The following is a 26317-nucleotide window of genomic DNA, read 5'->3' on the forward strand; positions in this document are numbered from 1 at the left end:
CTCGCTATTTTTTATGGTTTAATAATCGCTTTGTGTATGATTTTCCTCACCAATAATCGCAATGCTGGCACTGGCACCAATTCGTGTTGCGCCGGCATCAATCATCGCTAAAGCAGTTTGGGTATCACGCACGCCACCGGAGGCTTTTACGCCGATATGTCCCACTGTTTTTTTCATGAGTGCCACATCTTCCACGGTTGCCCCACCTTTGCTAAATCCTGTAGAGGTTTTGACAAAGGCTACACCTAATTCTTTGCAGATTTCACAGGCTTTAACAATTTCATCTTTGGTGAGTAGGCAGGTTTCTAAAATGACTTTCAAAGGCACAGTATTACAAGCCTTCAATACTGCTTGGATATCTTCTTTTACCGCTTGCCATTGGTTCGATTTAATCCAGCCCACATTAATCACCATATCAATTTCGTTCGCCCCGGCTTTGATGGCTTCTTGGGTTTCAAAGGCTTTTACCGAGGTGAGATTAGCCCCAAGAGGAAAACCCACAACAGTACAAATTTTCACGGCCGTTCCTGCCAATTTTTCTTTTGCTAAAGGGATATAACCCGAGTTGATACACACAGAATAAAAACCATATTTTATGGCTTCATCACAAAGCGTTAAAATATCTTGCTCGTTTTTTTCAGCAGTCAATGCGGTGTGGTCGATATATTTTGCCAGCGTTTTACTGTCCATTTTCCTTCTCCTTATAATGAAAATTTTGCCGAGCTATGATAACAAAATATGCTGAAAATTGACCGCACTTTTATGATAAATTATCGCTATTCTTTTTTATCGAGCCGATTATGAAATTCACCGCCTTACTCAAAAATAGCGTTTCACTCCTATTTACCTTCATTATCGTCAGCCATCTTTTAGATGTTATCCGTCAACCTGAAATCCCGCCCGAAATCAATGCAACGGCACTCTATGATTTACAGGGCAATGGTTTTTTCCTCCCACAAATCCCCCAAGATAAACCCACATTGATTTATTTTTGGGGAACTTGGTGCGGGTATTGTCGATACACCTCACCTGCCATCAATGATCTGGCAAAAGAAGGGTACCCGGTGGTTTCGATAGCCTTACGTTCAGGAACGGAAAAAGAAGTTGGAGATTATTTAACCCAACACAATTATCGCTTCACCACAGTCAATGATCCCCAAGGGACTATCGCACAAAAATGGCAAGTGAATGTCACCCCTACGATCATCATTTTAAATAAAGGAAAAATGAGTCTTGCGACAACCGGGTGGACGAGCTATTGGGGGTTAAAAGTGCGGTTATTTTTCACTGAGTTTTTAAGTTAAGGGCCGTGTGGCTTTTACCTTATTCTGAAAATCCATTACAATGACAACATATTTATACATCTAAAAAAGGACAAGATTATGATTATAGTAACCGGTGGCGCCGGCATGATTGGCAGCAACATTGTCAAAGCATTAAATGAAATGGGACGTAAAGATATTTTAGTCGTCGATAATTTAAAAGATGGGACGAAATTTATTAATTTAGTGGATTTGGATATTGCCGATTATTGCGACAAAGAAGATTTTATCGCCTCTATTATTGCCGGTGATGATTTTGGTGAAATTGATGCAGTTTTCCATGAGGGCGCTTGTTCAGCCACCACAGAATGGGATGGCAAATATTTAATGCAAAACAATTATGAATATTCGAAAGAATTATTACATTATTGTGTCGATCGCCACATTCCGTTTTTTTATGCCTCCAGTGCCGCCACTTATGGCGGGCGTACCGAGAATTTTATTGAAAAACGAGAATTTGAAAGTCCGCTTAATGCCTACGGCTACTCAAAATTCTTATTTGATGAATATGTGAGAAAAGTCTTACCGACAGCAAACTCACCGATTTGTGGCTTCAAATATTTCAATGTGTATGGGCCAAGAGAGCAACATAAAGGCTCCATGGCCAGTGTGGCATTCCACCTCAATAATCAAATGTTGAAAGGGGAAAATCCAAAATTATTTGCCGGCTCAGAAACCTTCTTGCGTGATTTTGTTTATGTGGAAGATGTGGCAAAAGTCAATATTTGGGCATGGCAAAATGGCATTTCCGGTATTTACAATCTGGGGACAGGCCGTGCGGAATCCTTCCAAGCGGTTGCCCAAGCGGTGATCAAATTCCACGGTAAAGGACACATTGAAACCATTCCTTTCCCTGATCATCTCAAATCCCGCTATCAAACCTTTACTCAGGCGGATTTAACGGCATTACGCGCCGCCGGTTACAAAGGCGAATTTAAATCTGTTGCCGAAGGGACGGCTGAGTATATGGCATGGCTCAATAAAAAGTAATCGATGATGAGTTAAATATATTGGGATAGTTAGAAAACAAAGTGCGGTGAAATATGAATATTCTCGTTATCGGCCCCTCTTGGGTAGGCGACATGATGATGTCGCACAGTTTGTATCAACAACTCAAAATCCAATATCCTCAATGTAATATTGATGTAATGGCACCGAATTGGTGTAAACCGTTGCTCGCCCGTATGCCGGAGGTTCGAAATGCCCTTGAAATGCCTTTAGGGCACGGTGCATTGGCACTCGGTACACGTTATCGTTTAGGGAAAAGTCTCCGTCATCAATATGATATGGCCATTGTTTTACCCAACTCATTAAAATCTGCTTTTATTCCCTTTTTCGCCAACATTCCTTTACGACGTGGCTGGAAAGGGGAAAGCCGCTATCTTTTATTAAATGATTTGCGATCCAACAAAAAAGAGTACCCGATGATGGTGCAACGTTATGTTGCGCTCGCCTTTGAAAAAAATCGTGTTCCAAAAGCAGCAACGATTCCGGTATTAACGCCTTATTTAACCGTCAATCAAACACAGCAGGCAGAAACCTTAAAAACCTTTGAAAAACAGACCGCACTTTTAGCAGACCGCCCGATTATCGGCTTTTGCCCCGGGGCGGAATTTGGGCCTGCAAAACGTTGGCCTCATTATCATTATGCGAAACTGGCGGAAATGCTCATTGAGCGAGGTTATGCAATAGAAATTTTCGGTTCGCCGAAAGATGTGGAAGCCGGAGAAAGCATCCGCAACGCCTTACCGCAAGCACAGCAAGTGTTTTGTTTAAATTTAGCCGGGCAAACCAATCTCAATCAAGCGGTTGATCTCATTGCAAATTGTACGGCGGTGGTGAGCAATGACAGCGGTTTAATGCATATCGCCGCCGCAACCCAACGTCCACTCATTGCCCTTTACGGCCCAACCAGCCCAACTTATACCCCACCACTTTCCGATAAAGCGGTGATTATTCGGTTAATTGAGGGGGATTTAATCAAAGTGCGGAAAAGTAAAGACAGTGCAGAGGGATATCATCAAAGTTTGATCGATATTACACCTCAAAAGGTGATAGAAAAATTGGATGAATTATTAGCAAAATCATGAAAATTTGTTTAGTAAAAACCTCCTCAATGGGCGATGTTATCCACACCCTGCCGGCCTTAACAGACGCCCTTCAGGCTATACCAAACTTGCAAGTCGATTGGGTGGTAGAGGAAGCTTTTGCAGAAATTCCCCAATGGCACCCTGCAGTAAACCAAGTGATCCCTATTGCTCTTCGCCGTTGGCGAAAATCCCCTTTTTCAGCCAACACGAGGAAGGAATGGAAAACCTACCGCACGCGCCTTCAACAATCCCACTATGATGCCGTGATTGATGCTCAAGGATTATTAAAAAGTGCTTTTTTCGCTACCCGCCTGCCCCATGGCATGAAGCATGGCTATGATCGCCACAGTATCCGAGAGCCTATCGCCTCATTCTTCTATGATAAAAAATATGCCATTTCCTATCAGCAACATGCGGTGGAGCGTATTCGACAACTCTTTGCGCTCAGCCTAAATTATGCATTGCCGACTTCGCAAGGTGATTATGGTATCGCACAGCATTTTGCCTCCACCACACCCTCTCTCATAGAACCTTATGTGATTTTTTTTCATTCCACCACCCGAGAGGATAAACATTGGCCTGAACAGGAATGGCAAAATTTAATCGAAAAAATGACCGCACTTTCCCTGCAAATCCGTTTACCTTGGGGCAATGAAAGGGAACAAGCCCGAGCAGTGCGTTTAGCTCAAGGTAACACCAATGTAGTAGTGCTTCCCCGATTATCCTTAAGCGAACTTGCACAGCAAATTGCCACTTCGCAAGCCGTCGTTTCTGTTGATACGGGATTAGCGCATTTAACCGCCGCCTTAGATAAACCCAACATCACACTTTATGGTGCAACGGATCCTAAACTCATTGGCTGTTATGGTAAAAACCAACATTATCTCTCTGCGAATTCCATGAATAACATTTCTGCGCCGCAGGTTTTTGAACTTCTTAATACCTTAATGAGCTAAAACAAAACCGGAATATTCTTTTTAGTTATAAAATAGATTAAAAATTGCTTGATTACCACCGCTTGAACAGATAAACTCCAAAAGTTCAATTTTCCTCCCTGTTTTTTTATAAGGAATGTATTATGAAAAAAACACTTCTTGCATTAACCGTAGCAGCCTTCGCTGCAGGTTCAGCCCAAGCTTACCAATTCAACATTGAAGAAACCGGTACTGAAATAGATTTCAGCGGTTCACTTCGTTTGAAATGGGAAAGTACATCAAATAAAAAAAACTATGTAAATGGCGCAGAAACCAAAGAGCATATCAATCATGCTGTGGATAACAATGGTTCACGTTTTGGCTTCAAAGTAAAACAAAATCTTGGCGGTGATTTCTATGCGCTAGGTCGTGTTGAGTGGCGTTTCCGTGGTGAGGCTGCATCACAACATGATTTTGATCATATTTATACCCGTCAGCTTTACGCCGGTTTTGGTCATAAACGATTCGGTGAATTGGTTTACGGTAATATGACAACAATCACTGATGAAGTGAAACAAACCGATTTGCCGAACACCTATAGCTTATCCGATGGTTTATTAAATTCCGTAGCCCGCCGCGTACTTCAATATACCTATCGCGGTAACTATGGTGATAATAAAGTAAAATTTGGCGTGTACTACGGTGGTGCAAGTAAACGTGATAATACAAATTTAGACTTAAAAAATCACCGTAAAAATGTGTGGGGTACCGCATTTATTTTCAATCACAAAATTGATGATATCCAAAATTTCACTGTTGCAACCGGGTTTACTCGTGAAATTTCCGAAAATCAATCGATTGCACCATCATTCTCACAAAACGCCTATGCGCTAGGCTTAGCTTATAATTTTGCTCACACCACTTATGGTTTGGATATTGAGCAACAAGTAACCAAAAATAAAGGGGCAATTGGCAATAAACAAACTAAAAATGAAGTTCGTGCCGTTGTTCGTCAAGGGTTGAATGAAGATTGGAATGTTTATGCGATGTACGCTTATAAAACAGATAAGGAAGAACCAGCTTCCGGTTTAGAAACCAAGACGACAAAACGTCAATTTATGGTGGGAACCGAATATTATCTTTATCAGCAGGGTTCTCTGAAAGTAAAACCATTCTTAGAATGGCAAGCGACACGCACAAAATATGAAAATAGAAGTGTTGATCGTAGCCGTGATTTAAAAACAGTCATTGGTTTACGAGCATACTGGTAATCATTAAATTTATCTCTTAAAGCGAGTCAGAAATGGCTCGCTTTTTCTTTGGGATTGTAATTGTCTAAAATGCCCCCATAATAAAGCCCAAGCTAAAAGTGCGGTGGCGATTATTCATCAATCACTAAAGTGATTTATTCACGCCTTTGGTGCTGTTGGGCAGACCCCTGTTCAAAACACCTTATTTTTTGACCGCACTTTTTAGTTCACTAAAATTAAAGGAACAAACAATGAATGACACACAAGACAATGACAAACTTTACCGCTATCTTTTCCAAAATCGTGCCGTTCGTGGGGAATGGGTACGCCTAAATCAAAGCTTTGCCGATACTTTAAATACTCATCATTATCCAGAACCCATACAAAATTTGTTGGGTGAAATGATGGTCGCCACCACATTACTCACGGCAACATTAAAATTTGAAGGGAATATCACCGTACAAATTCAAGGTGACGGCCCCCTTCGATTGGCATTAGTCAATGGCAACGATCAGCAACAAATTCGTGCTTTAGCACGCGTGGAAGGGGAAATATCACCTGAAATGACCTTGCATGAGATGATCGGCAAAGGGGTATTAGTGATCACCATTGCTCCCAAAGAGGGTGAGCGTTATCAAGGGGTAATCGGATTAGATAAACCCACCATTACCGAATGTTTGGAAGATTATTTTGCCCGTTCTGAGCAACTTCAAACCCAGTTAATTATTCGCACAGGGGCGTATGCCGGCAAACCGGTGGCGGCAGGAATGTTATTGCAAATTATGCCGGATGGTGAAGGCTCGCCAGAGGATTTTGAACATCTCGCCACTTTAGCGGCAACAGCAAAAAACGAAGAACTCTTCGGCTTACCAGCAGAAGAAATGCTCTATCGTCTTTACCATGAAGAAACGGTGGAAGTATATGAACCACAAAACATTCAGTTTTTCTGTGGTTGCTCCGCTGAACGTTCAGGCGCTGCCCTCTTATTAATTCCTGAGGCAGAGATTGATGAAATTTTGGAAGAACACAAAGGCAGTATTGATATGCAATGCGAATGTTGTGGCACCCATTATTTCTTTAATAAAGAAGCCATTAATAAATTAAAAGCAAACGCACAGGCAGAATAGCAAAAATCCCCGTTTATGCGGGGATTTTTCTAAAGTGCGGTTAAATTCCGCTTTGTTTTATTCCGGCGTAATCCATTCCACCGTCCATCTGCCGGTTCCTTCCGGTATAAGGGTTTTCGCTAAATAAGGCAAAATGGCTTTCATTTGGTTTTCTAATGTCCAAGGCGGGTTAATCACAATCATACCGCTTGCGGTCATTCCTCTCTGCTCGCTATCCGGGCGAACAGCTAATTCGATTTTTAGAATTTTCCGAATACCGGTGGCTTCCAATCCTTTAAAAATCCGTTTCGTTTGTTGGCGTAGCACCACGGGATACCAAATGGCATAAGTCCCGGTGGCAAAACGTTTATAGCCCTCCTCAATAGCTTTAACCACTAAATCGTAATCTTCTTTAAGCTCATAAGGAGGATCAATTAGTACAAGCCCACGGCGTTCTTTCGGTGGCAGGGTGGCTTTAAGCTGTTGGAAACCGTTATCACGTTTTACGCTGATATTTTTAAATTCTTTAAAATTATTTCGTAATAATGGGAAATCGCTAGGGTGTAATTCAGTCAGCAACGCACGATCTTGTGGGCGTAATAATTGTGCGGCAATCATTGGCGAACCGGCGTAATAACGCAGGGCCTTTCCGCCATAATTGAGCCTTTTAATTAATTCCACATAACGGCCTACCGCTTCCGGTAAATCCGTTTGTTCCCACAAACGCCCAATGCCCTCTTTGTATTCCCCGGTTTTTTCCGCCTCATCCGAGGATAAACGATAACGCCCCACGCCCGAGTGCGTATCCAAATAATAAAACCCTTTTTCTTTCAGTTTCATGCTTTCCAAAATGAGCATAAGCACAAGATGTTTTAACACATCGGCATGATTGCCGGCATGAAAGGAATGGCGATAACTCAGCATAGTTGTCCTTTTTCGTTAAAAAGTGCGGTCAAAATTCACCGCATTTTAGATAAATAAACCTTGCACAGAGCGTACAAGGTTTATTGGTTTGCAACATCATCCCTGATGATTAGAATAATTCTTCCGGTTGTGCAACGGGGGTCGCATCTTGAATTTTGCCTGTACCGCCATTTAAGCGTTGTTGCAATTCAGGTGGAACATAATAACCACGCTCTTTCATTTCCGCCACATAGGTGCGTTTTGGTTCTGTACCGACAATAAAATATTCTTTACGCCCACCATATTCTGAAAGCAATCCCGAATTGCTATCAATGGTTTTCTCCATAATATTTGGCGGTAGCTCAAGATTTCGTTCAGGGATATCGGAAAGGGCAACTTTCATATAGGCAATCCAAGCCGGCATGGCCGTTTTCCCACCGGATTCGCCCCGCCCCAGTACCCGTTTATTATCATCAAAGCCTACATAGGTCGTGGTGACGAGATTCGCACCAAACCCGGCATACCAAGCCACTTTTGAACTATTTGTTGTACCGGTTTTACCGCCAATATCACTGCGGTATTTAATTTCTTTCGACATCCGCCAGCTAGTTCCTTTCCAGCCTAATCCTTGCTCACCATAAATAGCGGTATTTAAGGCACTACGAATTAAAAAGGCCAGTTCTCCACTGATTACCCGAGGGGCATATTGCACTTGGCTATTGCCCTCTTTGGCATCTGCCATAAGGTTTACCGAACCATCGTTTAACATACCGCTTTGGGCTTGTAGCTCCGGTAAATCAGGCACGTTTTCCGGTTGAACATCTTCTTCCGTATCCGTGTTAGTATTGCCTTTTGCCGCTTTTAAATCATCCGGTTTGGCCACTTCGGCAATGTTTTGGAAACCATCAATTTTGTCTTTGGTTTCACCGTAAATAACCGGAATATCATGACAGGTGATACAAGCAATTTTCGGGTTGGCAATAAATAAATCCTTACCATTATTGTCTTGAATTTTTTCAATAATATAAGGATCGATTAAAAATCCACCATTATCAAATACCGCATAAGCCCGAGCCATTTCAAGAGGAGTAAAAGAGGCTGCCCCCAAAGCTAACGCTTCGCTGGCAAAATATTGTTCCCGATTAAAACCAAAACGTTGTAAGAAATCAGCGGTAAACCCGATACCGGCAGTTTGTAAGGCTCGAATTGCAATCATATTTTTTGATTGACCTAACCCCACTCGTAAACGCATCGGGCCATCATAACGATCCGGTGAGTTTTTCGGGTTCCATACTTTTTGCCCCGGTTTGGAAATAGAAATCGGGCTGTCTTGCAAAACACTGGAAAGGGTTAACCCTTTTTCCAATGCGGCCGCATAAATAAAGGGTTTAAAAGACGATCCCACTTGTACCAATGATTGCGTTGCACGGTTAAATTTGCTTTGTTCAAAACTAAATCCACCCACTAACGCTTCAATAGCCCCATTATCGGAATTTAAAGAAACCAAAGCCGAATTGGCCGCCGGAATTTGTCCTAAAATCCATTCACCGTTATCACGTTGGCGAATCCAAATTTGATCGCCCACTTTAACCGGGGATTTTCCGGCCCAACGCATTGCATTAAATGAAAGGGTCATGGTTTGATGATTAGCCAACAATAATTCCGCCCCATTTTTACCCAATGCAGTCACTGCCGCAGGAATAAAAGGATCGGAATTGGGTAATTGTTTCAGAAAAGCAACAATGCGTTCAGCCTCCCATGCCGCTTCGCCTTTTTTCCACAAAGGCGCACCGCCACGCCAGCCATGACGCATATCATAGTTGATTAAATTTTGACGCACCGCTTTTTGGGCTTCCGCTTGATCTTTAGACAATACGGTGGTGAACACTTTATACCCTCGGGTATAAGCATTTTCTTCACCAAAACGTTTTACCATTTCTTGGCGTACCATTTCTGTTACATAATCTGCACGAAAATCAAATTTTGCCCCATGATAGCTTGCAGTGATCGGCTCTTTAACCGCCGCATCATATTTTTCTTTTGTGATGTATTTTTCATCAAGCATGCGTGCTAAAACAATATTTCGGCGTTCTTCCGCACGTTTTGGGGAATATAACGGGTTCATTGTGGAAGGCGCTTTAGGCAAGCCTGCAATCATTGCCATTTCGGACAATGTCAATTCCTCTAAGGATTTTCCAAAATAGGTTTGAGCTGCCGCCGCAATCCCATAAGAACGGTAACCTAAGAAAATTTTGTTTAAATAAAGTTCGAGAATTTCCTGTTTGTTTAAGGCATTTTCAATTTCGATAGCCAGCACCGCTTCCCGCGCTTTACGAATCAAGGTTTTTTCCGGTGTTAAGAAAAAATTACGCGCTAATTGCTGCGTGATCGTACTTGCCCCTTGGGAAGCGCCACCACTGCTTAATGCAACAAACAATGCACGGCCAATACCGATGGGATCAATCCCATGGTGGTCATAAAAACGGCTGTCCTCTGTGGCTAAAAACGCTTCAATTAAGCGAGGAGGAACGTTTTCTAATTTCACCGGAATACGGCGTTGTTCCCCCACCTCTCCGATTAATTTTCCATCGGCAGTGTAAATCTGCATCGGTTGTTGTAATTCCACCTCTTTCAACGTTTCCACTGATGGTAATTCGGATTTTAAGTGGAGATAAAATACGCCCCCTGCCACAAGACCTAAAATGCACAGGGTTAACAGGCTACTGAATATTAATTTTGCGATCCTCATCGTAAAATTCTCTCTTGATTGATGATAATAACTCAAACCACATTATGATTTGGCTGCTAAGTATAAAAGATTAACCGTCTAAATAATAGGAAAAGCATATGCCAATACTTCATAAAAAACAGCAAATTATACAAATTGGCGTTCATCAACAACAAAACCAATTTCAATTCGTTTGGTTAAATGGTACAAACCAAGTTCAATCTTTTCTACTTTCCGCAGATAAACCAAATATTGAAACGCGATTAATCGCCCGCCTAACCCAAGATTTTCCCCAAACCCGTTTTAAATTACGTTATATCGGCTGTCTTTTGCCTCATTTGATTTGGTCAAAAACCTTCGTTTTACCTCACAAATTAACCCCTCAAGAATGTGAACAACAATGCCGTTTTATATTACAAAAAGAATTGCCTATTCCCTTTGAAGAACTTTGGTTTGATTATCTCTCAACCCCGCTAAAACAAGGTTTTCAGTTAGAAATCTATGCGGTTCGCAGGCAGGTGGCTCAGCAAGCTCAAACCGCTTATACGGGTTTATCCCTAGATGTGTTGGATATTGCCTATCATGCTATTTTACGCACATTCCGTTTTCTTTTAGGGGAAGTGCAAAACGATGCCTTATATTTATACCAAGATCAATCCTATTGTTTAGCTCTCAGCCCCTCTTCCCAAGGCATTAAAACACGACAAACACAAGAAAATTTAACCGCACTTTACCACCAATTTTGCCAACACTTTGAGGTGGAAATCACCAGTGTTTATGTCTATCAAACCCCTGATATCGCACAACGGGATATCCCCCAAAGTTGGCAAAGGGTTACCACAACTTTTCCTTTCATCGCCTTAGGCAATGCACTATGGCAAAAGGATTTACAGCAAAACCCGATTGATTTTTCAACCCTATGCTTAAGTGAAAAGCACAATGAACAGCATTAATTTACTTCCTTGGCGGTTAACACAGTATCGGCAATTATTGCTGTTATTTTTGCTCAAACTCGTTGCCGTATTCAGCCTTGCTTTTTTGCTCTATGCGATATTGACTTGGTTTCAACACCAACAAAAAGCAGCACTCAATCAGAAAATACAAACCTTTGAGCAACAAAAAGCCCGTTTAATGAAAACCGTTCAACATGTCAGCCAAATGAAACAAAGCATGCAAGATTTAACCACATTACAAGCCATTAAACCCGATAGCGTTGCACAGGTTTTATCTTTATTACCTCAATTTCCTTTTCAACAAGGGGAGTTATCCACATTTCATCTTAATGACGAGGGAATACAGTTGAGCGGATTTTGTTTGTCACAGCAGGAATTTGAATCATTACACGAATTTCTCAGTTCATCTTTCAGCACGGTCAAATTAACGCAGTTTAAAACAGAGCAAGGACGTTTGCTTTTTCAGTTTGACCTTCCTTTAGAAAGCGAGAAATCACGATGAAATCAATTATTAAACAGCGTATCCCACTCGTGGAGAAATGGCTCACTCTGCCCCCAATTTATCACTGGGGATTTTTTATTTGCTGTTTAAGTGCGGTCAATTTTACAGTGGTTTTGGAAAGCTGGGATACCTATCAACAAGAGCTGACCTTAACACAAAATATCACCCAACAATCCGCAGAATTAACCCACCAAGAAAAATGGCTTACGACCTTAAAAAAACATTCTGAACAACGAGAGTTATCCCCTCAGCTAACAAAGCAAATTGTGGCATTAGATGAACACCTTCACCAATTATTAACGGGTAAAATCGAACTCATTGAATATCAATGGGATTTTTCCTCTCAACCAATTTTACAAGTGCAATTAATGGGGCAATTCCATGCTTTATCTCATTTTCTCAACGCAGTTTTAGAACAGCAATCCCTTTCTTTTGTGCAATTAGTGATAGAAAAAACAGAAAAAGGGAAGCTGCAAAGTCATCTTGTTTTACAACTGAAAAGGAAAGCATAAAGATGAAGATATCAGGTTATTTTTTAGGGCTATATTGCCTCTTGTTCTGTTTTAACGCACAAGCCACCGATCCCTTTGACTATCACCAACGTCAAACAGGAGAAAACCACCTCAGTATTCCCAAAATACAGAAAGAAAAATGTGTTTTTAAAGAGCCAGCCTTTGCCACGGAAACCGCTTTTATCCAGCTCAAATTAGTGGGGGTGGTGCTTTATAAAAATAGACCAGAAGCCCTGTTTTTAGATCCAAATCAACAATTGATCGTTGCCAAATCTGGTTATCGCTTGGGGCAAGAAGGCTATTTAATAAAACAGATTGGAAAAAATGGTGTGGAACTGTTGCATTCAAAAATAGGGCAATGTGAACAGACAGACCCCTTAGTATTGAGATTTTAGGAGGAGAAATGAAAAGAGGACTTAAAAAGTGCGGTGTCTTTTTGCTCAGTTTTTATTGTGCTGATTTGTTATCGGCGCAATTGAAAGAAAACCCAATATTTGATCTTCGATTAAAACAAGCGCCTCTCGTTTCAACCTTACAAGAACTGGCATTGATGCAAGAAACCAATTTAATTATTGATGATGAATTGGAGGGATCCCTTTCCTTACAACTCGACAATGTTGATTTTGACCTTGTGTTACGTTCTGTCGCCCAAATGAAAGGCCTTTCTTTACGGCAGGAAGAAGGCATTTATTATTTAGGGAAAAAAACATTATCCTCTGTGGCAATCTCATCGTTGCCTAGTGGGCAAGATATTTTAGAGCAACTCAAACCTCCGCCCCCCACGCTTGTGAGCAAAACCATTAAACTCCATTTTGCGAAAGCCTCAGAGGTAATGAAATCGCTCACAACAGGAACCGGTTCGTTGCTTTCTCCTGTAGGAAGCATTGCTTTTGATGAACGGAGTAACCGGTTGATTATTCAAGATGAAACCCAATCCGTCAAAAACCTTGTGAAACTCATTAAAGAACTGGATAAACCCATTGAACAAATTGCCATTGAAGCCCGAATTGTCACCATCACCGATGAAAGCCTTAAAGAATTAGGTGTACGTTGGGGGATTTTTTCACCAGCAGAAAATGCTCACCGAGTGAGTGGAAGCCTTGAGGCAAAGGGCTTTACAAATTTAACGGATAATTTGAATGTGAATTTTGCAACCAATATCACCCCGGCAGGCTCGCTCGCATTACAGGTTGCCAAAATTAATGGTCGGTTACTGGATTTAGAACTCACCGCCCTTGAGCGTGAAAACAATGTCGAAATTATTGCCAGCCCAAGGTTGCTGACAACCAATAAAAAAAGCGCCAGCATAAAACAAGGCACAGAAATTCCCTATGTAGTCACAAATGGAAAGAGTGAAACCCAATCTGTTGAATTTCGTGAAGCTGTGTTAGGGCTGGAGGTTACCCCCCATATTTCTAAAGACAATCATATTCTGCTGGATTTATTAGTCAGCCAAAATTCACCGGGAAGCCGTGTGTCCTACGGGAAACAAAATAATGAAGTGGTATCCATCGATAAACAAGAAATCAATACACAAGTTTTTGCCAAAGATGGAGAAACCATTGTATTAGGCGGGGTATTTCACGACACCATTGCCAAAGTGGTGGATAAAGTTCCCCTATTGGGAGATATCCCTTTGATAAAACGCTTATTTAGCAAAGAAAGCGAACGCCACCAAAAACGAGAGTTAGTCATTTTTGTGACACCTCATATTATCAAACCAAGGAAAACTGCTGACAATGCAAGCCAACATAGGGAAATAAAAGTAGGGGAAATAAAAGTAGGGAAATAAAAGTGCGGTTAAATTTCAGTGCGTTTTTTCAATTTAATTGTGTGTTATGTCAATCCACGTTAAAACAAGGGAGAAATGGGTTGTGTTCAAGGTGTCAAAAACAAATTCAACGCACGCCCTATTGTGGAGGCTGCGGTGCAGCATTGCAATATGCCGCCCATTATTGTGGAAATTGTCACCGCCATGCATATATTTGGGATCGAATGGTTATCATCGGTCGTTATCATGCTCCGCTTTCACAGCTCATTCATCGTTTTAAATTTCAAAAACAATTTTGGCTTGATCATACCTTAGCCCGCTTGTTATTACTGGCACTTTATGAAGCAAGGCGAATAAACGGATTAACTTTCCCTCAAGCGATCATTCCCATTCCACTTCATCATTTTCGACATTGGCAACGGGGTTATAATCAAGCAGATTTATTAGCGAAAATCCTCAGCCGGTGGCTTGAAATTCCTTGTTTATCCCATATTGTTAAGCGAACAAAGCATACGCCGACCCAACGGGGCTTAACCGCCACCGCTCGCCGTCAAAATTTAAAAAACGCCTTTAACATTGAATATGATGCCCCGTTTCCTTATCAACGGGTTGCCTTAGTTGATGATGTGATCACAACCGGCAGCACCGTCAATGAGGTAGCAAAATTACTACGTCAATTAGGCGTTCAGGAAATACAAGTATGGGGGCTGGCACGGGTTTAATCAGATTGAACAATAAGTGTAATTCTGATAAAAAAGTGGAAAAAAGAGCAGGCTAGGCGTATCATCTGACAAATTTTCTCAAGTATTAAGGAATTTTTATGGAACAAATTGCGATTTCCGAAGCTGCACAGGCACATTTTCGTAAATTATTAGCCACCCAAGAAGAAGGCACGAATATCCGTATTTTTGTGGTTAATCCCGGCACACCCAATGCCGAGTGTGGCGTATCTTATTGCCCGCCAAGTGCCGTGGAAGAAAGTGATATTGAAATGAAATACGACGGTTTTTCCGCCTTTATCGATGAAATCAGTCTACCTTTTTTAGAAGAGGCCGAAATTGATTATGTGACAGAAGAATTGGGCGCACAGCTCACCTTAAAAGCACCCAATGCCAAAATGCGTAAAGTGGCCGATGATGCACCGCTGATTGAACGGGTTGAGTATGTCATTCAAACTCAAATTAACCCACAGTTAGCCAGCCATGGTGGACGCATCACCCTGATTGAAATTACAGAAGACGGCTATGCCGTTTTACAATTTGGCGGTGGGTGCAATGGTTGCTCAATGGTCGATGTCACCTTGAAAGATGGCGTGGAAAAACAATTAATCAGCCTATTCCCGGATGAATTAAAAGGGGCGAAAGACATCACAGAACATCAACGTGGTGAACATTCTTATTATTAACCCTCTCGTCTTATGGGACATCGATTGATGTCCCTTTACTTCCCCCCAATACTTGAGCAATTTCCTCGCTATATTGTTTATTCTCTCATCTTTCACTGTGATCCCAATCACAAATTCATGAGAATTTTCTCTGATAAACTGAAATCTCAGCAAACTTGATTAAAAACTTGCTATACTTTTTCCGCTTTTATCTTTTTAGGAGGAAAACCATGAAAAAAACCTTAAAAATGACCGCACTTGCCACCCTTTCAGCAATGCTATTAGCCGGCTGTTCAAGCCAAATGAATTCGCAAGAACAAGCGAATATGCGATTAGAGCAACAAGCTGTATTAGGCTTAAATTGGATGCAAGATTCAGGTGAATACCAAGCTTTGGCTTATCAAGCTTACAATATGGCAAAAGTGGCTTTCGACCAAGCTAAAGTCCGTAAAGGAAAGAAAAAAGCCGTAGTGGTGGATTTAGATGAAACCATGTTAGACAACAGCCCTTACGCCGGCTGGCAAGTGAAAAATAACAAACCTTTCGATGGAAAAGACTGGACCCGTTGGGTTGAAGCCCGCCAATCTCGTGCTATTCCGGGGGCAGTAGAATTTAATAACTATGTCAATTCCCATAACGGAAAAATGTTCTATGTCAGCAATCGCAAAGACAGCTCAGAAAAAGCAGGAACCATTGATGATATGAAACGTCTTGGCTTTAAAGGCGTAGAGGAATCAGTCTTTTACTTGAAAAAAGAAAAATCGGCTAAAGCCGCACGTTTTGCTGAAATTGAAAAACAAGGTTACGAAATCGTGCTTTATATGGGCGATAACTTAGATGATTTTGGTGATGCGGTTTACGGTAAATTAAATGCTGAACGCCGTGATTTTGTTGCCAAAAATCAAGCCAAATTCGGTAAAACCTTTATTGTCCTACCCAATGCAAACTATGGCGGCTGGGAAGGCGGCTTGAAAAAAGATTACTTTAAAGGCGATACGCAAAGTAAAATTGACGCCCGTTTAGAAGCCATTCAAGCCTGGGATGGAAAATAATTCTTAATGAAATCAATCAAGCGTTGCCAAAAGCAACGCTTTTTTATGTTATTTTTGTTGAGATTGTTTTTCTTTCAAATTGGCAAAATCGGCCCCTTTTGCCATCATACGGAGTTGTAAAATCACCCGTTGTTTAAGTTGTTCACGCTCTTGTTTTGTCATATCCAACGCATTCGCACCGGCGGTAAAAACAATAGTAACAATGCCTTCGGCCTGCACATAAGCAATGTAGGGGGAATATTGATGTTTTTGTGTGATGTATTCGGCTAATTCATCAACAAAATGTTTGATTTCCCGTGCGGCGGCTGTGCGAAATGCCTGAGAAGTGCCAGAACTTTCCCGCAAAAGTAAGCGGAATACGTTCGTGCTGTTGGTGATAAATTCAAAAAACGTATCAACCGATACGCTAATCACACTCCCGCCGGCATCAATCCGCTTGCGGGCTTGGCGCATCAGTTGGCGTAAAATTAATCCCGCCTCATCCACCATTTCCAAGCCCAATTCATCCATATCACTAAAATGGCGATAAAAAGAAGTGGGTGCAATACCTGCTTCTCTTGCCACTTCCCGTAAACTCAGATTAGAAAAACTTTTTTCTGCGCTCAATTGGTTAAAGGCGGCATCGACCAAAGCTCTGCGTGTTTTTTCTTTCTGAATTGCACGAATACCGGCCATTATTTTTCTCCCGCAAGAATAGATTTCACTTCGCCACTCACAGCTTTTGCCACACGTTCATAACGACTACGCAATGGCGATCCCGGTCGATACACCAAAGCAATACTGCGAGCCGGTTCCGGTGAATGGCAAGGAAGGTATTTCACACCGGTGCGGGTGCCTTCATTTTTCACTGCTAATTCCGGCATAAAGGTGATCCCCGCATTGGCGGCAACCATATTGCGGAGTGTTTCAAGACTGGTTGCTTGAAAGTGCGAATTCTCCCTTGCGCCTGCGGCAAAACAATAATCCAACGCCTGATTACGCAAACAATGGCCATCATCTAACATGAGCATTTCCTGCCCCATCAATTGATTCATGGAAATGCTTTTTTCTTTTGCCCAAGGGTGATCTTCAGAAACCGCCAATAACATTCTTTCTTCAAAAATAGGCACTTCAATAAAGGCCTCAGTTTTTTGCTCACGAGCTAAAATGGCACAATCTAAACGGCCGGTTTCAAGTTGTTCCAACAGCTGTTGGGTTTGTGCTTCATAAAGGAAAATTTCTAAATCAGGGAAAGCCGCTTTTAGGGTTGGCACAATATAAGGAAGCAAATAAGGCCCAACCGTTGGGATTAAACCGATATGCAAAGGGCCGGTCATTTCTTTACCCTGATTACTTGCCATTTCTTTTAACAATTTCACTTCGCGTAAAACCGTACGGGCTTGTTCCACAAGCAACATACCGGATTGGGTAAATAACACTTTGCGACTGGTTCGCTCCAATAAAATAATCCCCAGTTCATCTTCCAGCTTACGAATTTGTCCACTCAATGTGGGTTGACTTACATTACAGGAATCTGCCGCACGGCGAAAATGCTTATGTTCAGATAATGCCACCAAGTATTCTAAATCACGAATATTCATTCCAATCTTCCCTCATAGAAAAAGTCAATAAAAAAAACAAAATTAATTGGTTGCAACTATATCATAAGTTTTACTATAATCCACGCCCGAATAAAATCTGTACACTAACAACTAAGGAGAAAATATGGCTCTCACTGATATGACCGGTAAAAAAGTACCGAATGTCACTTTCCATACCCGTCAAGGCGATGCTTGGGTTGATGTTACCACCAGCGAATTGTTTGATAACAAAACCGTTGTGGTCTTCTCACTTCCAGGCGCATTTACCCCAACTTGTTCATCAACCCACCTACCACGTTATAACGAGCTTGCTTGTGAATTTAAAGCGGCAGGTGTTGACGATATTATCTGTATTTCTGTTAACGATACTTTCGTTATGAATGCTTGGAAAGCAGATCAAGAATCTGAAAATATCACGGTTATTCCGGATGGTAACGGCGAATTTACTGAAGGCATGGGTATGCTTGTTGGTAAAGAAGATTTAGGTTTTGGCAAACGTTCTTGGCGTTATTCTATGCTCGTTAAAAATGGCGTTGTAGAAAAAATGTTCATTGAACCGGAAGAGCCGGGCGACCCATTCAAAGTATCTGATGCCGACACCATGATCAAATATTTAAAACCAAATTGGGAAGCCAAACCTTCTGTGAGTGTCTTCACTAAACCGGGCTGCCCATTCTGTGCAAAAGCAAAAGCATTATTAAAAGCGAAAGATTATACTTTTGAAGAAATCGTTTTAGGTCGTGATGCCAGCACCATTTCTGTGCGTGCGATCACCGGTAAAACCAGTGTGCCACAAGTCTTTATCGGTGGTCAGTACATTGGCGGAAGCGAAGATTTAGAAAAATATTTCGCTTAATAGGAATGTGATTAGCTGATTAATTTTATTTTGGAACATGAATAAAAAAGCCAAATGCCGTCAGGGATTTGGCTTTTTTGTTTCTACAATTTGCACCGGAAGAAAGCCCATAGGCTTTTAGAGAAACGCTCCTTATTAATGCTTATCCTTTCATTAACACAAGGATTTTATCGCCAAAGAAATAGAAAACCAATCCGAATACCAGTATGGCTAATCCGATAAGTTTCGTGATATTGACCTCCCGTACCGGCATACCGATTAATCCAAAGTGATCAATGACAGAGGCGGCAAGCAATTGCCCAATGACAATGAAAAACAGCATGGCGGTAATTCCCAATTTAGGGGCAAGGAGTATGGTAGTAAACACCGCTAATGCCCCCAATGCGCCGCCCAATAATTTCCACCAAGGTTGATGGGGAAGTGCCGTTAAACCTTGCCATAAATCCGCTTTAAATAAGGCAATAAAAAAGAGCAGAACCGTCCCGACTGCAAAGGAAATAAACGTGGCGATAACCGGCTCTCCGCCTACGGCTTTTGCAAGTTGAGTATTAATCGCCGATTGAGAGGCAAGTGCAACACCGGCGATAAAGGCAATGAAAATATAAATGAAAAACATACTCCCTCCGAACAAAGAAAATTATAAAATGTTTCCCCTCACCGTCAAATAAGAAAATTCCCCGAATATTGACCGCACTTTATTTTTCATACGGGAAGGTAACTCTCGTGCTATACTCACCGCTTATTATTTACACAGAGAAAAAATGATGATTAAAAAAGCAGGCTTAACAGGACTTCTGTTATTCGGTATGTTTTTTGGTGCCGGCAATCTGATTTTTCCACCGAGTTTAGGAGCATTATCCGGCGAACAATTTTGGCCGGCGATTTGGGGGTTTGTGTTGTCCGGTGTCGGCATTGCCGTACTCACGCTCATTATAGGTATGCTAAATCCCAAAGGTTATGTGGAAGAAATTTCGCAAAAAATTTCACCTTGGTTTGCCACACTTTATTTAGTGATGCTCTATCTTTCAATCGGGCCATTCTTTGCTATCCCCCGCACAGCAACAGTGGCCTATGAAGTGGGGGTTGCACCGATGTTATCGTCCAATATAGGGGCGATGGGATTAGGTCTGTTCACCCTATGTTATTTTCTTGCCGCTTATTTTATCGCACTCAATCCTTCTAAAATTTTAGATAGTATTGGTCGAATTCTCACCCCTATTTTTGCCTTATTAATTGTCATTCTGATGGGGCTTGGGGTGGCACAATATGGCGAAAATATCCCTCAATCCAGTGCCACAGACTATGCTCAAAATGCGTTTGGAACAGGTTTTATTGAAGGCTACAACACCTTAGATGCCTTGGCTGCGGTGGCATTTAGTTTGGTTGCCATTCAAACCCTAAAACAATTGGGATTTCGTTCGCGTAAAGAATATGTGTCAACCATTTGGTTAGTCGGTATTGTTGTGGCATTAGGTTTTAGCGTACTCTACATTGGATTGGCTTACCTTGGAAACCGTTTCCCCGTCCCTGCAGAGGTGATGAACGCCGATATCAACAAAGGGGTCTATATTTTATCCCAAGCTACGCAGGCTATTTTTGGTCAATCCGCTCAATGGTTTTTAGCGATCATGGTTGCTATGACCTGTTTCACCACCACCGCGGGATTAATTGTTTCTACTGCTGAATTTTTTGCCCTCCGTTTCCCTCGTTTTTCCTACAAACACTATGCCACGCTGTTCACTTTAATCGGATTAGCTATTGCGAATTTAGGGTTGAATACGATTATTCGCTTCTCACTTCCCGTATTGCTCATTCTTTACCCGATCACAATTACAATAGTCATGTTGGTGATAGTGAATAAAGGTTTTGCTTTATCAAAAGTGGGAATGCAATTGACTATCGTGCTGGTGACGTTTGTGTCATTCGCTGGGGTCGTGGGTGAGCAATGCCAAATTTTATTTATCACTGAATGGATAAATCGCCTACCCTTTGCCCACCTTTCTTTACCTTGGCTTATGCCAGCCTTGGTAGGACTAGCACTTGCGTTGATTTTGCCTCATCGTCAAAGGGATATATAGTGAATAAAAGTGCGGTCAATTTCAGGAGAGTTTTCGGTGTGATGTAGCAATGACACAAGTTGTTTTTTGCTCGCTTGTGGGGACATACTGAGTATGTCCCTTTGCCACCTATTGAAATCATTTGATTTTATGAGGATATTCCTATTGATTAGGCAAATTAAGCCGTCGGTATTTTTTGCATGGTTTGGATATATTCCACCATACTTTGCAATTCCTCATCATCGGCTATGCCACGGTTAAAAAACCAAGAGAAAAGTTGTAAATCCGTACAAGCAAGTAAACGAATAAACTGATCTTTTTGTGCCTCAGTAAGATTTTCAAAATGCTGTTTGTAAAACGGCATAATGATGTTATCCAATTCCAACATTCCCCGGCGACAATCCCATTCGATACGAAGTTTGTTATATTTTTCCATATAGCCCTCTGCAGATCAAAAGTGCGGTCAATTTTTCAAAAATTTTTTGAGGTTTTGTAACAGACACACAGTATGTCCCTGCGTTTTTCATGTTGTACATTAACGACATCGTGTTAAAAAAACACCCGAAAAACCAACCGCACTTTAAATTAACTATTCCGTTGCTTTCGGTTTGATGACGGCATAAATGACACCGGTAACCAACGCCCCCGCCGCAATCGCCGCTAAATAACGCAATGGTTCAGAAACAAACGGAATGACAAATAAGCCTCCGTGTGGCGCTTGCAAAGTGATATCTGAAGCCATGGATATCGCCCCCGCTGTTGCCCCACCAATCACAGAACTGACAATCACACGAAGAGGATCGGCCGCCACAAAAGGCAATGCCCCTTCAGAAATGAAACAAAGCCCTAATACAAAAGACGCTTTACCCGCATCCCGTTGGTTAGCAGTAAATTTATTGCGGGCAATCCAAGTGGCAATGGCCATACCGATTGGTGGCACCATACCTGCCGCCATTGCGGCTGCCATCGGCGTGTAAACTTGTGAAGCAATCATCCCCACGGAGAAAGTATAAGCGGCTTTATTGACCGGCCCACCCATATCAATACACATCATCGCACCAATTAGCGTTCCTAATACAATGGCATTCACCTCACCCATGGATTTTAACCATTCGCTCAACGCATTCATCACCTGTGAAACCGGGGGATTAATCACATAGATCATCGCCAAGCCCACAATCAATGCGCCTAAAAGCGGTAAAATTAAAATCGGTTTTAGGGAGGTTAAACTTGCCGGTAATTTAATAGCCGCGTTCAATCCTTTCACCACATAACCGGCAAGGAAGCCGGCAACAATACCGCCTAAAATCCCCGCTCCGGCAGTGGTGGCAAGCATGCCGCCAATTAAGCCCACAGCAAGCCCCGGGCGGTCAGCAATGGAAAATGCCACATAACCGGCAAACACCGCAATCATTAAATGGAAAGCTGCACCGCCGCCGATATCCATTAACGCTTTTGGCAAGCCATGGAAAAGGGTTTCATCTTTAAAGGCTTCAATTCCAAACATAAAGGAAATAGCGATAAGCAATCCCCCTGCCACCACCAAAGGTAACATATGGGATACACCGGTCATTAAGTGTTTGTAAATGCCTTTTTTCTCTGCCTTTTCCTCAGCGTTTGAGGATTTGCTGCTTCCCCCTTCAAATACTTTGGCTTCTTTAAAGGCTTTATCAAATTCTTGTGCCGTTTTCTTTAAGGCTAAACCGGTGGAAGTACGGTACATTGGTTTGCCTTTGAATTTATCCAATGGCACATCAATATCTGCCGCCACAAATACCAAATCAGCTGCTGCCACTTCTTCAGGGGTAATTTCGTTGCCAGCCCCGACCTGACCTCGGGTTTCCACTTTAACATTCCAACCCTGTTTTTTCGCATAAGCTTCAATCGCCTCTGCAGACATAAACGTATGCGCCACACCTGTTGGGCAAGCGGTCACCGCAACAATATTTTTCACATTGGAAACGCCGTCAAAACCGACCGCACTTTCCGGCATAACATAATCCACCGCATTCGCTTGTGCATTGGCAAGGGTCGCTTCCGGATTGTTCATCACCGTTTCTTCGCTCACCAAATAGACTTTTTTACCCACAAAAGCGGTATTGTTTGGTAATGATGATCCCACAACCAAAATCACTTCCGCTTCAGCAGCATTTTCAAGGAGCAGAACATTCGTTTTTTGTGCGGCGTTATGAAGCACTTCGCTTAATAAATAGGCTTTAGCTTTACCTACATGGGATGATGGGGTTAAAAATAACTTCATTTTATTATCCTTCAATCTCTGTCATCTTCACTTGGTTTAAAATTGGCTCAAGTAATGCGGGATCACTCACCCCAACATTACTTTGTGATACGGCAAACGCAGACACTGCACTGGCAAAAGCTAAGGTTTCTGATTTTGATAAGCCTTTTTCAATGCCATAAATTAGTCCGGCTACCATGGAATCGCCCGCCCCTACGGTGCTGACCACCTGTTCACATTTTGGCGGTTGGGCTTTGATCACCCCTTCATTGTTAATCCACAAAGATCCCTCTGCCCCCATGGAAATGATCACATTTTCAATCCCCTGTGCTTTTAACTGTTGTGCGGCATTGATAATCTCTTCTTGCGTATTCAGTGGATAGCCAATCCAAGCTTCTAATTCTCGATGATTCGGCTTCACCAACCAAGGGTGAGCGGTCAACCCCGCATTCAGTGCGGCATTGCTGGTATCTAATACCACTTTTATGCCTTCTTGGTGTAATTGGTTTAACCAGTCGGCAAACAATTGTGGCGTAACCCCGCGTGGTAAGCTGCCACACACGGCAACAATATCGTAATCCAAACAATAGGCTAGCGAATCTGCTGCAAATTGTTGCCAATCCTGTGGGGCAATGTCATAACCGAGAAAATTCAAATCCGTCACATCGGCTTCGGTTTCCGTAATTTTGACATTAATACGGGTTTTTCCGGCGACACGGTGGAATTTATCCTGCAAACCTTGTTTTTTGAACATTTGCTCAAAATCACCGGCGTTATCTTCCCCTAGAAATCCTCCCACAGCGACATCAACCCCCAAATCTTTCAGCACCTTTGCCACATTAATTCCTTTACCGGCAGGAAAAAGCCCGAGGGTTTCAACGGTATTGACCTCACCTAATTCGATGCGGGATAGGCGACCGACTAAATCATAGGCGGTGTTTAACGTAATGGTTGCGACCTTTGCCATGATTATTCCCCTTTTCCTTCACCCAGCCCGGATTCAATCGCCACACGGATACCTTCAATGGCTTCTTTTGCTTGTTCACCCGTTGCCACAAAACGTAGCCGAGCCCCTTTCACCACCCCAAGCGCGACAATTTTCATCAGGCTTTTTGCACTCACTAATTGGGAATCACGATCTAAATTTTGCACCGCCACCGATGCATTGTATTTTTTCACCTCGTTCACTAATACGGCACTTGGACGAGCATGTAAGCCGTGTTCGTTATTAATCACAAACACCGCTTCAATGGCATCGGAAGGTAAACCATTTTCTTCCGTCACCACCGGTGAATGAGTTGGTTCACCCATCACTTCTATCGTATCCGATTCTTTCGGCTGCACAGCAGAAACATCTTCGCCCAATCCTTCAGCAATGGCCTTAGCAAGCGCTTCTATCGCTTGTTTGGCATCTTCGCCCTCAGCCACAAAACGCAGGCGATGGCCTTGTGTCACCCCAAGGGCGACAATTTTCATCAAACTTTTTGCACTCACTGCCTCACTGCCACGGGTGAGGTTTTGGACGGTAATTTTTGCAGCAAACTTTTTCACCTCATTGACTAACACCGCACTCGGACGGGCGTGCAATCCATGTTCATTACGAATAGTAAACGTCCCCACCACGGTATTTGCCGCTTGCGTTGACTGAGTTTGATCAGAAACCGCCACTTCACCGCCTAAAAGTGCGGTCAAAATTTCCTGAGAATTTCCCTCTAATAAGGTCGTTTGTACATTTTCATCCAACAAACGGGTTAATACCGGATTGATTGCCTCATTGACACTAGAAACCGTGATCACGCCTTTCACCGGTTTACTATGATGGCTAAAAATGGTTTTTGCACGGCTAAATGCCAGGGCATTTTTCAGATTACCGGAAAGCGCATCGGTCACCCATAACCCTTTCCCCAATGGCAAAGCGGCATTGCCAATGACTTCAGAAACAAAGGCATTTTCCACTGCATTTTGTGCCTGCAATTGCCCGGCATTGATGGCGACTAAGGTGAGTAAACTTGAGGTATCAACATCTAAACGAATGTTTTCTTGAGGGAGTGTAAAATCTTCCGTTCTTTCGCCCATTAAAATCGCACGGAACTGTGCTACATCGGTTAATGTCGCTAATTTTGCTGCGGTTTCTTCCTCGCCAAGGACATGGGTTAATTGACGCAATAATGCCAAATGTTCATCGGAACGGGCAGCAATGCCAATCACCACATGGGCAATATTGCCCTCACCCCATTCAATCCCTTTTGGAAATTGGAATACCTGCACACCGGTTTTTTTCACCTTATCACGGGTTTCTAATGTGCCGTGGGGAATGGCAATACCATTTCCCAAAAAGGTGGAGGTTTGCTGTTCACGCGCCAACATCCCCTGCAAATAACCCGCTTCTACATTGCCGGCCTTTTCCAAGGCTCTCGCTGCCATTTCAATGGCTTGTTGTTTGGTTTGAGCATTAGCATTTAAATGAATGTTGCTTTCCGAAAGTTCTAACATTCTTACTCCTTAGTCTAAGATGAAAAAAGAAAACTGTTGATGAAATCACTCCATCAACAGTTTCGTTTAATGATTTAGCGAGAGGTACAAACTTTTAATAACTCATCACTTCCTTTGGCGATATATTCATCGTCATCAGTGCGTACTTTGCCTTCTTTCAGATCACGCATGGCATCATAAATCCCTTGGGTGAGGCTCGGTGAGTCTAATTTGCTCCAGCAACTTGAGCTTAAACGATTGAAGTTATTTTGCAGTGCTTCGGCGTGTAATACCCCACTGTAATAGGCATATACATCAGAATCATGCCCACCGGTATAAAGTTTGTCTTGAATTTGCTTAATCGGTACAAGAATACGTCCCAAGTACCAATCATTTGCGCCGCTGGCAAAATTATCCACATAGAAATTTTCATTCACACGGCCTTTATAAGTGGCGACCGTTGCCTCATAAGCGGCAGCATAAGATTTTTGATCAATCTTATCTTTATCCAAATTAATCACTTTTTTGTCATCGCCCATAAAAGGAATATAGGAGCTGACAGAAGAACAAGCGGTTAAAATAATAGAAAACAGTAATATTGAGATTTTTTTTAACATAATCATTCC

At 42.3% G+C, this 26317-nt stretch carries 27 protein-coding genes; 16 read left to right on the plus strand and 11 right to left on the minus strand.

Translation table 11 applies throughout. The features are described 5' to 3' along the window. Window positions 1-18: 18 nt before the first annotated feature. Complete coding sequence (deoC, locus tag BKK48_RS05015; RefSeq protein WP_077427064.1) at window positions 19-690, minus strand: deoxyribose-phosphate aldolase; 672 nt, start codon at window positions 688-690, stop codon at window positions 19-21. Between the two features lie 110 nt (window positions 691-800). Between deoC and BKK48_RS05020 the strand changes: the two genes are divergently transcribed. From BKK48_RS05020 to hslO, 6 genes are all read left to right on the plus strand, one after another. Beyond that, on the plus strand, window positions 801-1304 hold the full coding sequence (locus tag BKK48_RS05020; RefSeq protein WP_077427065.1) for a protein disulfide oxidoreductase: 504 nt from the start codon (window positions 801-803) through the stop codon (window positions 1302-1304). Window positions 1305-1382: 78 nt separating this feature from the next. Continuing rightward, window positions 1383-2312 carry an ADP-glyceromanno-heptose 6-epimerase gene (gene rfaD / locus BKK48_RS05025; protein ID WP_077427066.1) on the plus strand — a complete coding sequence of 310 codons (930 nt, stop codon included), beginning with the start codon at window positions 1383-1385 and terminating at the stop codon, window positions 2310-2312. Window positions 2313-2365: 53 nt separating this feature from the next. Then, window positions 2366-3412, plus strand: coding sequence for a lipopolysaccharide heptosyltransferase II (waaF, locus tag BKK48_RS05030; protein ID WP_077427067.1), 1047 nt, complete (start codon window positions 2366-2368; stop codon window positions 3410-3412). Continuing rightward, window positions 3409-4368, plus strand: coding sequence for a lipopolysaccharide heptosyltransferase RfaC (gene rfaC / locus BKK48_RS05035; RefSeq protein WP_077427068.1), 960 nt, complete (start codon window positions 3409-3411; stop codon window positions 4366-4368). The genes waaF and rfaC overlap by 4 nt, the downstream gene beginning before the upstream one ends. A 122-nt stretch (window positions 4369-4490) precedes the next feature. Beyond that, window positions 4491-5597 (plus strand): porin, encoded by a 1107-nt coding sequence (locus BKK48_RS05040; protein ID WP_077427069.1) that lies wholly within the window; start codon window positions 4491-4493, stop codon window positions 5595-5597. A 230-nt stretch (window positions 5598-5827) separates the two neighbouring features. Next, complete coding sequence (hslO, locus tag BKK48_RS05045; RefSeq protein WP_077427070.1) at window positions 5828-6703, plus strand: Hsp33 family molecular chaperone HslO; 876 nt, start codon at window positions 5828-5830, stop codon at window positions 6701-6703. Window positions 6704-6760: 57 nt separating this feature from the next. Here hslO and BKK48_RS05050 read toward each other — a convergent pair whose 3' ends face one another. Together BKK48_RS05050 and BKK48_RS05055 are read right to left on the minus strand one after the other, a co-directional pair. Then, the gene (locus tag BKK48_RS05050; RefSeq protein ID WP_077427071.1) at window positions 6761-7606 is read right to left on the minus strand and encodes a 23S rRNA (adenine(2030)-N(6))-methyltransferase RlmJ; all 846 of its coding nucleotides are present in this window, start codon (window positions 7604-7606) and stop codon (window positions 6761-6763) included. Between the two features lie 109 nt (window positions 7607-7715). Continuing rightward, complete coding sequence (locus tag BKK48_RS05055; protein ID WP_077427072.1) at window positions 7716-10334, minus strand: penicillin-binding protein 1A; 2619 nt, start codon at window positions 10332-10334, stop codon at window positions 7716-7718. A 98-nt stretch (window positions 10335-10432) separates the two neighbouring features. Between BKK48_RS05055 and BKK48_RS05060 the strand changes: the two genes are divergently transcribed. From BKK48_RS05060 to BKK48_RS05095, 8 genes are all read left to right on the plus strand, one after another. Continuing rightward, a complete protein-coding gene (locus tag BKK48_RS05060; RefSeq protein WP_077427073.1) occupies window positions 10433-11266 on the plus strand; it encodes a type IV pilus biogenesis protein PilM in 834 nt (277 codons plus the stop codon). Next, on the plus strand, window positions 11253-11768 hold the full coding sequence (locus BKK48_RS05065; protein WP_077427074.1) for a PilN domain-containing protein: 516 nt from the start codon (window positions 11253-11255) through the stop codon (window positions 11766-11768). The genes BKK48_RS05060 and BKK48_RS05065 overlap by 14 nt, the downstream gene beginning before the upstream one ends. Next, entirely contained in the window at window positions 11765-12280 is a 516-nt protein-coding gene (locus BKK48_RS05070) for a hypothetical protein (protein WP_077427075.1), read from the plus strand. The genes BKK48_RS05065 and BKK48_RS05070 overlap by 4 nt, the downstream gene beginning before the upstream one ends. A 2-nt stretch (window positions 12281-12282) precedes the next feature. Continuing rightward, window positions 12283-12675, plus strand: coding sequence for a hypothetical protein (locus BKK48_RS05075; RefSeq protein ID WP_077427076.1), 393 nt, complete (start codon window positions 12283-12285; stop codon window positions 12673-12675). A gap of 8 nt (window positions 12676-12683) precedes the next feature. Continuing rightward, window positions 12684-14072 (plus strand): type IV pilus secretin PilQ, encoded by a 1389-nt coding sequence (locus tag BKK48_RS05080; RefSeq protein WP_077427077.1) that lies wholly within the window; start codon window positions 12684-12686, stop codon window positions 14070-14072. Window positions 14073-14074: 2 nt separating this feature from the next. Then, window positions 14075-14773, plus strand: a complete 699-nt coding sequence (locus BKK48_RS05085) for a ComF family protein (RefSeq protein WP_077427078.1) — start codon at window positions 14075-14077, stop codon at window positions 14771-14773. A 98-nt stretch (window positions 14774-14871) separates the two neighbouring features. Next, window positions 14872-15456 carry a Fe-S biogenesis protein NfuA gene (gene nfuA, locus BKK48_RS05090; RefSeq protein WP_077427079.1) on the plus strand — a complete coding sequence of 195 codons (585 nt, stop codon included), beginning with the start codon at window positions 14872-14874 and terminating at the stop codon, window positions 15454-15456. A gap of 209 nt (window positions 15457-15665) precedes the next feature. Next, window positions 15666-16487 carry a 5'-nucleotidase, lipoprotein e(P4) family gene (locus tag BKK48_RS05095; protein WP_077427080.1) on the plus strand — a complete coding sequence of 274 codons (822 nt, stop codon included), beginning with the start codon at window positions 15666-15668 and terminating at the stop codon, window positions 16485-16487. A gap of 48 nt (window positions 16488-16535) precedes the next feature. Here BKK48_RS05095 and fabR read toward each other — a convergent pair whose 3' ends face one another. Together fabR and oxyR are read right to left on the minus strand one after the other, a co-directional pair. After that, the gene (gene fabR / locus BKK48_RS05100; protein ID WP_077427081.1) at window positions 16536-17162 is read right to left on the minus strand and encodes an HTH-type transcriptional repressor FabR; all 627 of its coding nucleotides are present in this window, start codon (window positions 17160-17162) and stop codon (window positions 16536-16538) included. Beyond that, a complete protein-coding gene (gene oxyR, locus BKK48_RS05105; protein WP_077427082.1) occupies window positions 17162-18067 on the minus strand; it encodes a DNA-binding transcriptional regulator OxyR in 906 nt (301 codons plus the stop codon). The genes fabR and oxyR overlap by 1 nt, the downstream gene beginning before the upstream one ends. A gap of 124 nt (window positions 18068-18191) precedes the next feature. On the opposite strand from oxyR, the gene BKK48_RS05110 reads away from it, so the two are divergent. Further along, complete coding sequence (locus BKK48_RS05110) at window positions 18192-18923, plus strand: glutathione peroxidase (protein WP_077427083.1); 732 nt, start codon at window positions 18192-18194, stop codon at window positions 18921-18923. A gap of 142 nt (window positions 18924-19065) precedes the next feature. Here the strand turns inward: BKK48_RS05110 and BKK48_RS05115 are convergent, their stop codons facing one another. Then, entirely contained in the window at window positions 19066-19539 is a 474-nt protein-coding gene (locus BKK48_RS05115) for a DMT family transporter (protein WP_077427084.1), read from the minus strand. A gap of 145 nt (window positions 19540-19684) precedes the next feature. On the opposite strand from BKK48_RS05115, the gene brnQ reads away from it, so the two are divergent. Beyond that, the gene (brnQ, locus tag BKK48_RS05120) at window positions 19685-21001 is read left to right on the plus strand and encodes a branched-chain amino acid transport system II carrier protein (RefSeq protein WP_244154862.1); all 1317 of its coding nucleotides are present in this window, start codon (window positions 19685-19687) and stop codon (window positions 20999-21001) included. Between the two features lie 157 nt (window positions 21002-21158). On the opposite strand, the gene BKK48_RS05125 is transcribed toward brnQ, so the two are convergent. The 5 genes from BKK48_RS05125 to BKK48_RS05145 form a co-directional block, all read right to left on the minus strand. Further along, the gene (locus BKK48_RS05125) at window positions 21159-21416 is read right to left on the minus strand and encodes an FAD assembly factor SdhE (protein WP_077427085.1); all 258 of its coding nucleotides are present in this window, start codon (window positions 21414-21416) and stop codon (window positions 21159-21161) included. Window positions 21417-21569: 153 nt separating this feature from the next. Continuing rightward, window positions 21570-23240: a fructose-specific PTS transporter subunit EIIC gene (locus BKK48_RS05130; RefSeq protein WP_077427086.1), complete on the minus strand. Its 1671-nt coding sequence runs from the start codon at window positions 23238-23240 to the stop codon at window positions 21570-21572. Window positions 23241-23244: 4 nt separating this feature from the next. After that, the gene (gene fruK / locus BKK48_RS05135) at window positions 23245-24186 is read right to left on the minus strand and encodes a 1-phosphofructokinase (protein ID WP_077427087.1); all 942 of its coding nucleotides are present in this window, start codon (window positions 24184-24186) and stop codon (window positions 23245-23247) included. 2 nt (window positions 24187-24188) lie between these two features. Continuing rightward, window positions 24189-25712, minus strand: a complete 1524-nt coding sequence (gene fruB / locus BKK48_RS05140; RefSeq protein WP_077427088.1) for a fused PTS fructose transporter subunit IIA/HPr protein — start codon at window positions 25710-25712, stop codon at window positions 24189-24191. 74 nt (window positions 25713-25786) lie between these two features. Beyond that, window positions 25787-26308 (minus strand): hypothetical protein, encoded by a 522-nt coding sequence (locus BKK48_RS05145; RefSeq protein ID WP_077427089.1) that lies wholly within the window; start codon window positions 26306-26308, stop codon window positions 25787-25789. Window positions 26309-26317 lie beyond the last annotated feature (9 nt).

The sequence above is a fragment of the Rodentibacter heidelbergensis genome, assembly GCF_002000125.1.
Classification (GTDB): Bacteria; Pseudomonadota; Gammaproteobacteria; order Enterobacterales; family Pasteurellaceae; genus Rodentibacter; species Rodentibacter heidelbergensis.

Coding starts and splice junctions, on each gene's coding strand:
- deoC (WP_077427064.1), bottom strand. CDS start 690: ATGGACAGTAAAACGCTGGCAAAATATATCGACCACACCGCATTGACT.
- BKK48_RS05020 (WP_077427065.1), top strand. CDS start 801: ATGAAATTCACCGCCTTACTCAAAAATAGCGTTTCACTCCTATTTACC.
- rfaD (WP_077427066.1), top strand. CDS start 1,383: ATGATTATAGTAACCGGTGGCGCCGGCATGATTGGCAGCAACATTGTC.
- waaF (WP_077427067.1), top strand. CDS start 2,366: ATGAATATTCTCGTTATCGGCCCCTCTTGGGTAGGCGACATGATGATG.
- rfaC (WP_077427068.1), top strand. CDS start 3,409: ATGAAAATTTGTTTAGTAAAAACCTCCTCAATGGGCGATGTTATCCAC.
- BKK48_RS05040 (WP_077427069.1), top strand. CDS start 4,491: ATGAAAAAAACACTTCTTGCATTAACCGTAGCAGCCTTCGCTGCAGGT.
- hslO (WP_077427070.1), top strand. CDS start 5,828: ATGAATGACACACAAGACAATGACAAACTTTACCGCTATCTTTTCCAA.
- BKK48_RS05050 (WP_077427071.1), bottom strand. CDS start 7,606: ATGCTGAGTTATCGCCATTCCTTTCATGCCGGCAATCATGCCGATGTG.
- BKK48_RS05055 (WP_077427072.1), bottom strand. CDS start 10,334: ATGAGGATCGCAAAATTAATATTCAGTAGCCTGTTAACCCTGTGCATT.
- BKK48_RS05060 (WP_077427073.1), top strand. CDS start 10,433: ATGCCAATACTTCATAAAAAACAGCAAATTATACAAATTGGCGTTCAT.
- BKK48_RS05065 (WP_077427074.1), top strand. CDS start 11,253: ATGAACAGCATTAATTTACTTCCTTGGCGGTTAACACAGTATCGGCAA.
- BKK48_RS05070 (WP_077427075.1), top strand. CDS start 11,765: ATGAAATCAATTATTAAACAGCGTATCCCACTCGTGGAGAAATGGCTC.
- BKK48_RS05075 (WP_077427076.1), top strand. CDS start 12,283: ATGAAGATATCAGGTTATTTTTTAGGGCTATATTGCCTCTTGTTCTGT.
- BKK48_RS05080 (WP_077427077.1), top strand. CDS start 12,684: ATGAAAAGAGGACTTAAAAAGTGCGGTGTCTTTTTGCTCAGTTTTTAT.
- nfuA (WP_077427079.1), top strand. CDS start 14,872: ATGGAACAAATTGCGATTTCCGAAGCTGCACAGGCACATTTTCGTAAA.
- BKK48_RS05095 (WP_077427080.1), top strand. CDS start 15,666: ATGAAAAAAACCTTAAAAATGACCGCACTTGCCACCCTTTCAGCAATG.
- fabR (WP_077427081.1), bottom strand. CDS start 17,162: ATGGCCGGTATTCGTGCAATTCAGAAAGAAAAAACACGCAGAGCTTTG.
- oxyR (WP_077427082.1), bottom strand. CDS start 18,067: ATGAATATTCGTGATTTAGAATACTTGGTGGCATTATCTGAACATAAG.
- BKK48_RS05110 (WP_077427083.1), top strand. CDS start 18,192: ATGGCTCTCACTGATATGACCGGTAAAAAAGTACCGAATGTCACTTTC.
- BKK48_RS05115 (WP_077427084.1), bottom strand. CDS start 19,539: ATGTTTTTCATTTATATTTTCATTGCCTTTATCGCCGGTGTTGCACTT.
- brnQ (WP_244154862.1), top strand. CDS start 19,685: ATGATGATTAAAAAAGCAGGCTTAACAGGACTTCTGTTATTCGGTATG.
- BKK48_RS05125 (WP_077427085.1), bottom strand. CDS start 21,416: ATGGAAAAATATAACAAACTTCGTATCGAATGGGATTGTCGCCGGGGA.
- BKK48_RS05130 (WP_077427086.1), bottom strand. CDS start 23,240: ATGAAGTTATTTTTAACCCCATCATCCCATGTAGGTAAAGCTAAAGCC.
- fruK (WP_077427087.1), bottom strand. CDS start 24,186: ATGGCAAAGGTCGCAACCATTACGTTAAACACCGCCTATGATTTAGTC.
- fruB (WP_077427088.1), bottom strand. CDS start 25,712: ATGTTAGAACTTTCGGAAAGCAACATTCATTTAAATGCTAATGCTCAA.
- BKK48_RS05145 (WP_077427089.1), bottom strand. CDS start 26,308: ATGTTAAAAAAAATCTCAATATTACTGTTTTCTATTATTTTAACCGCT.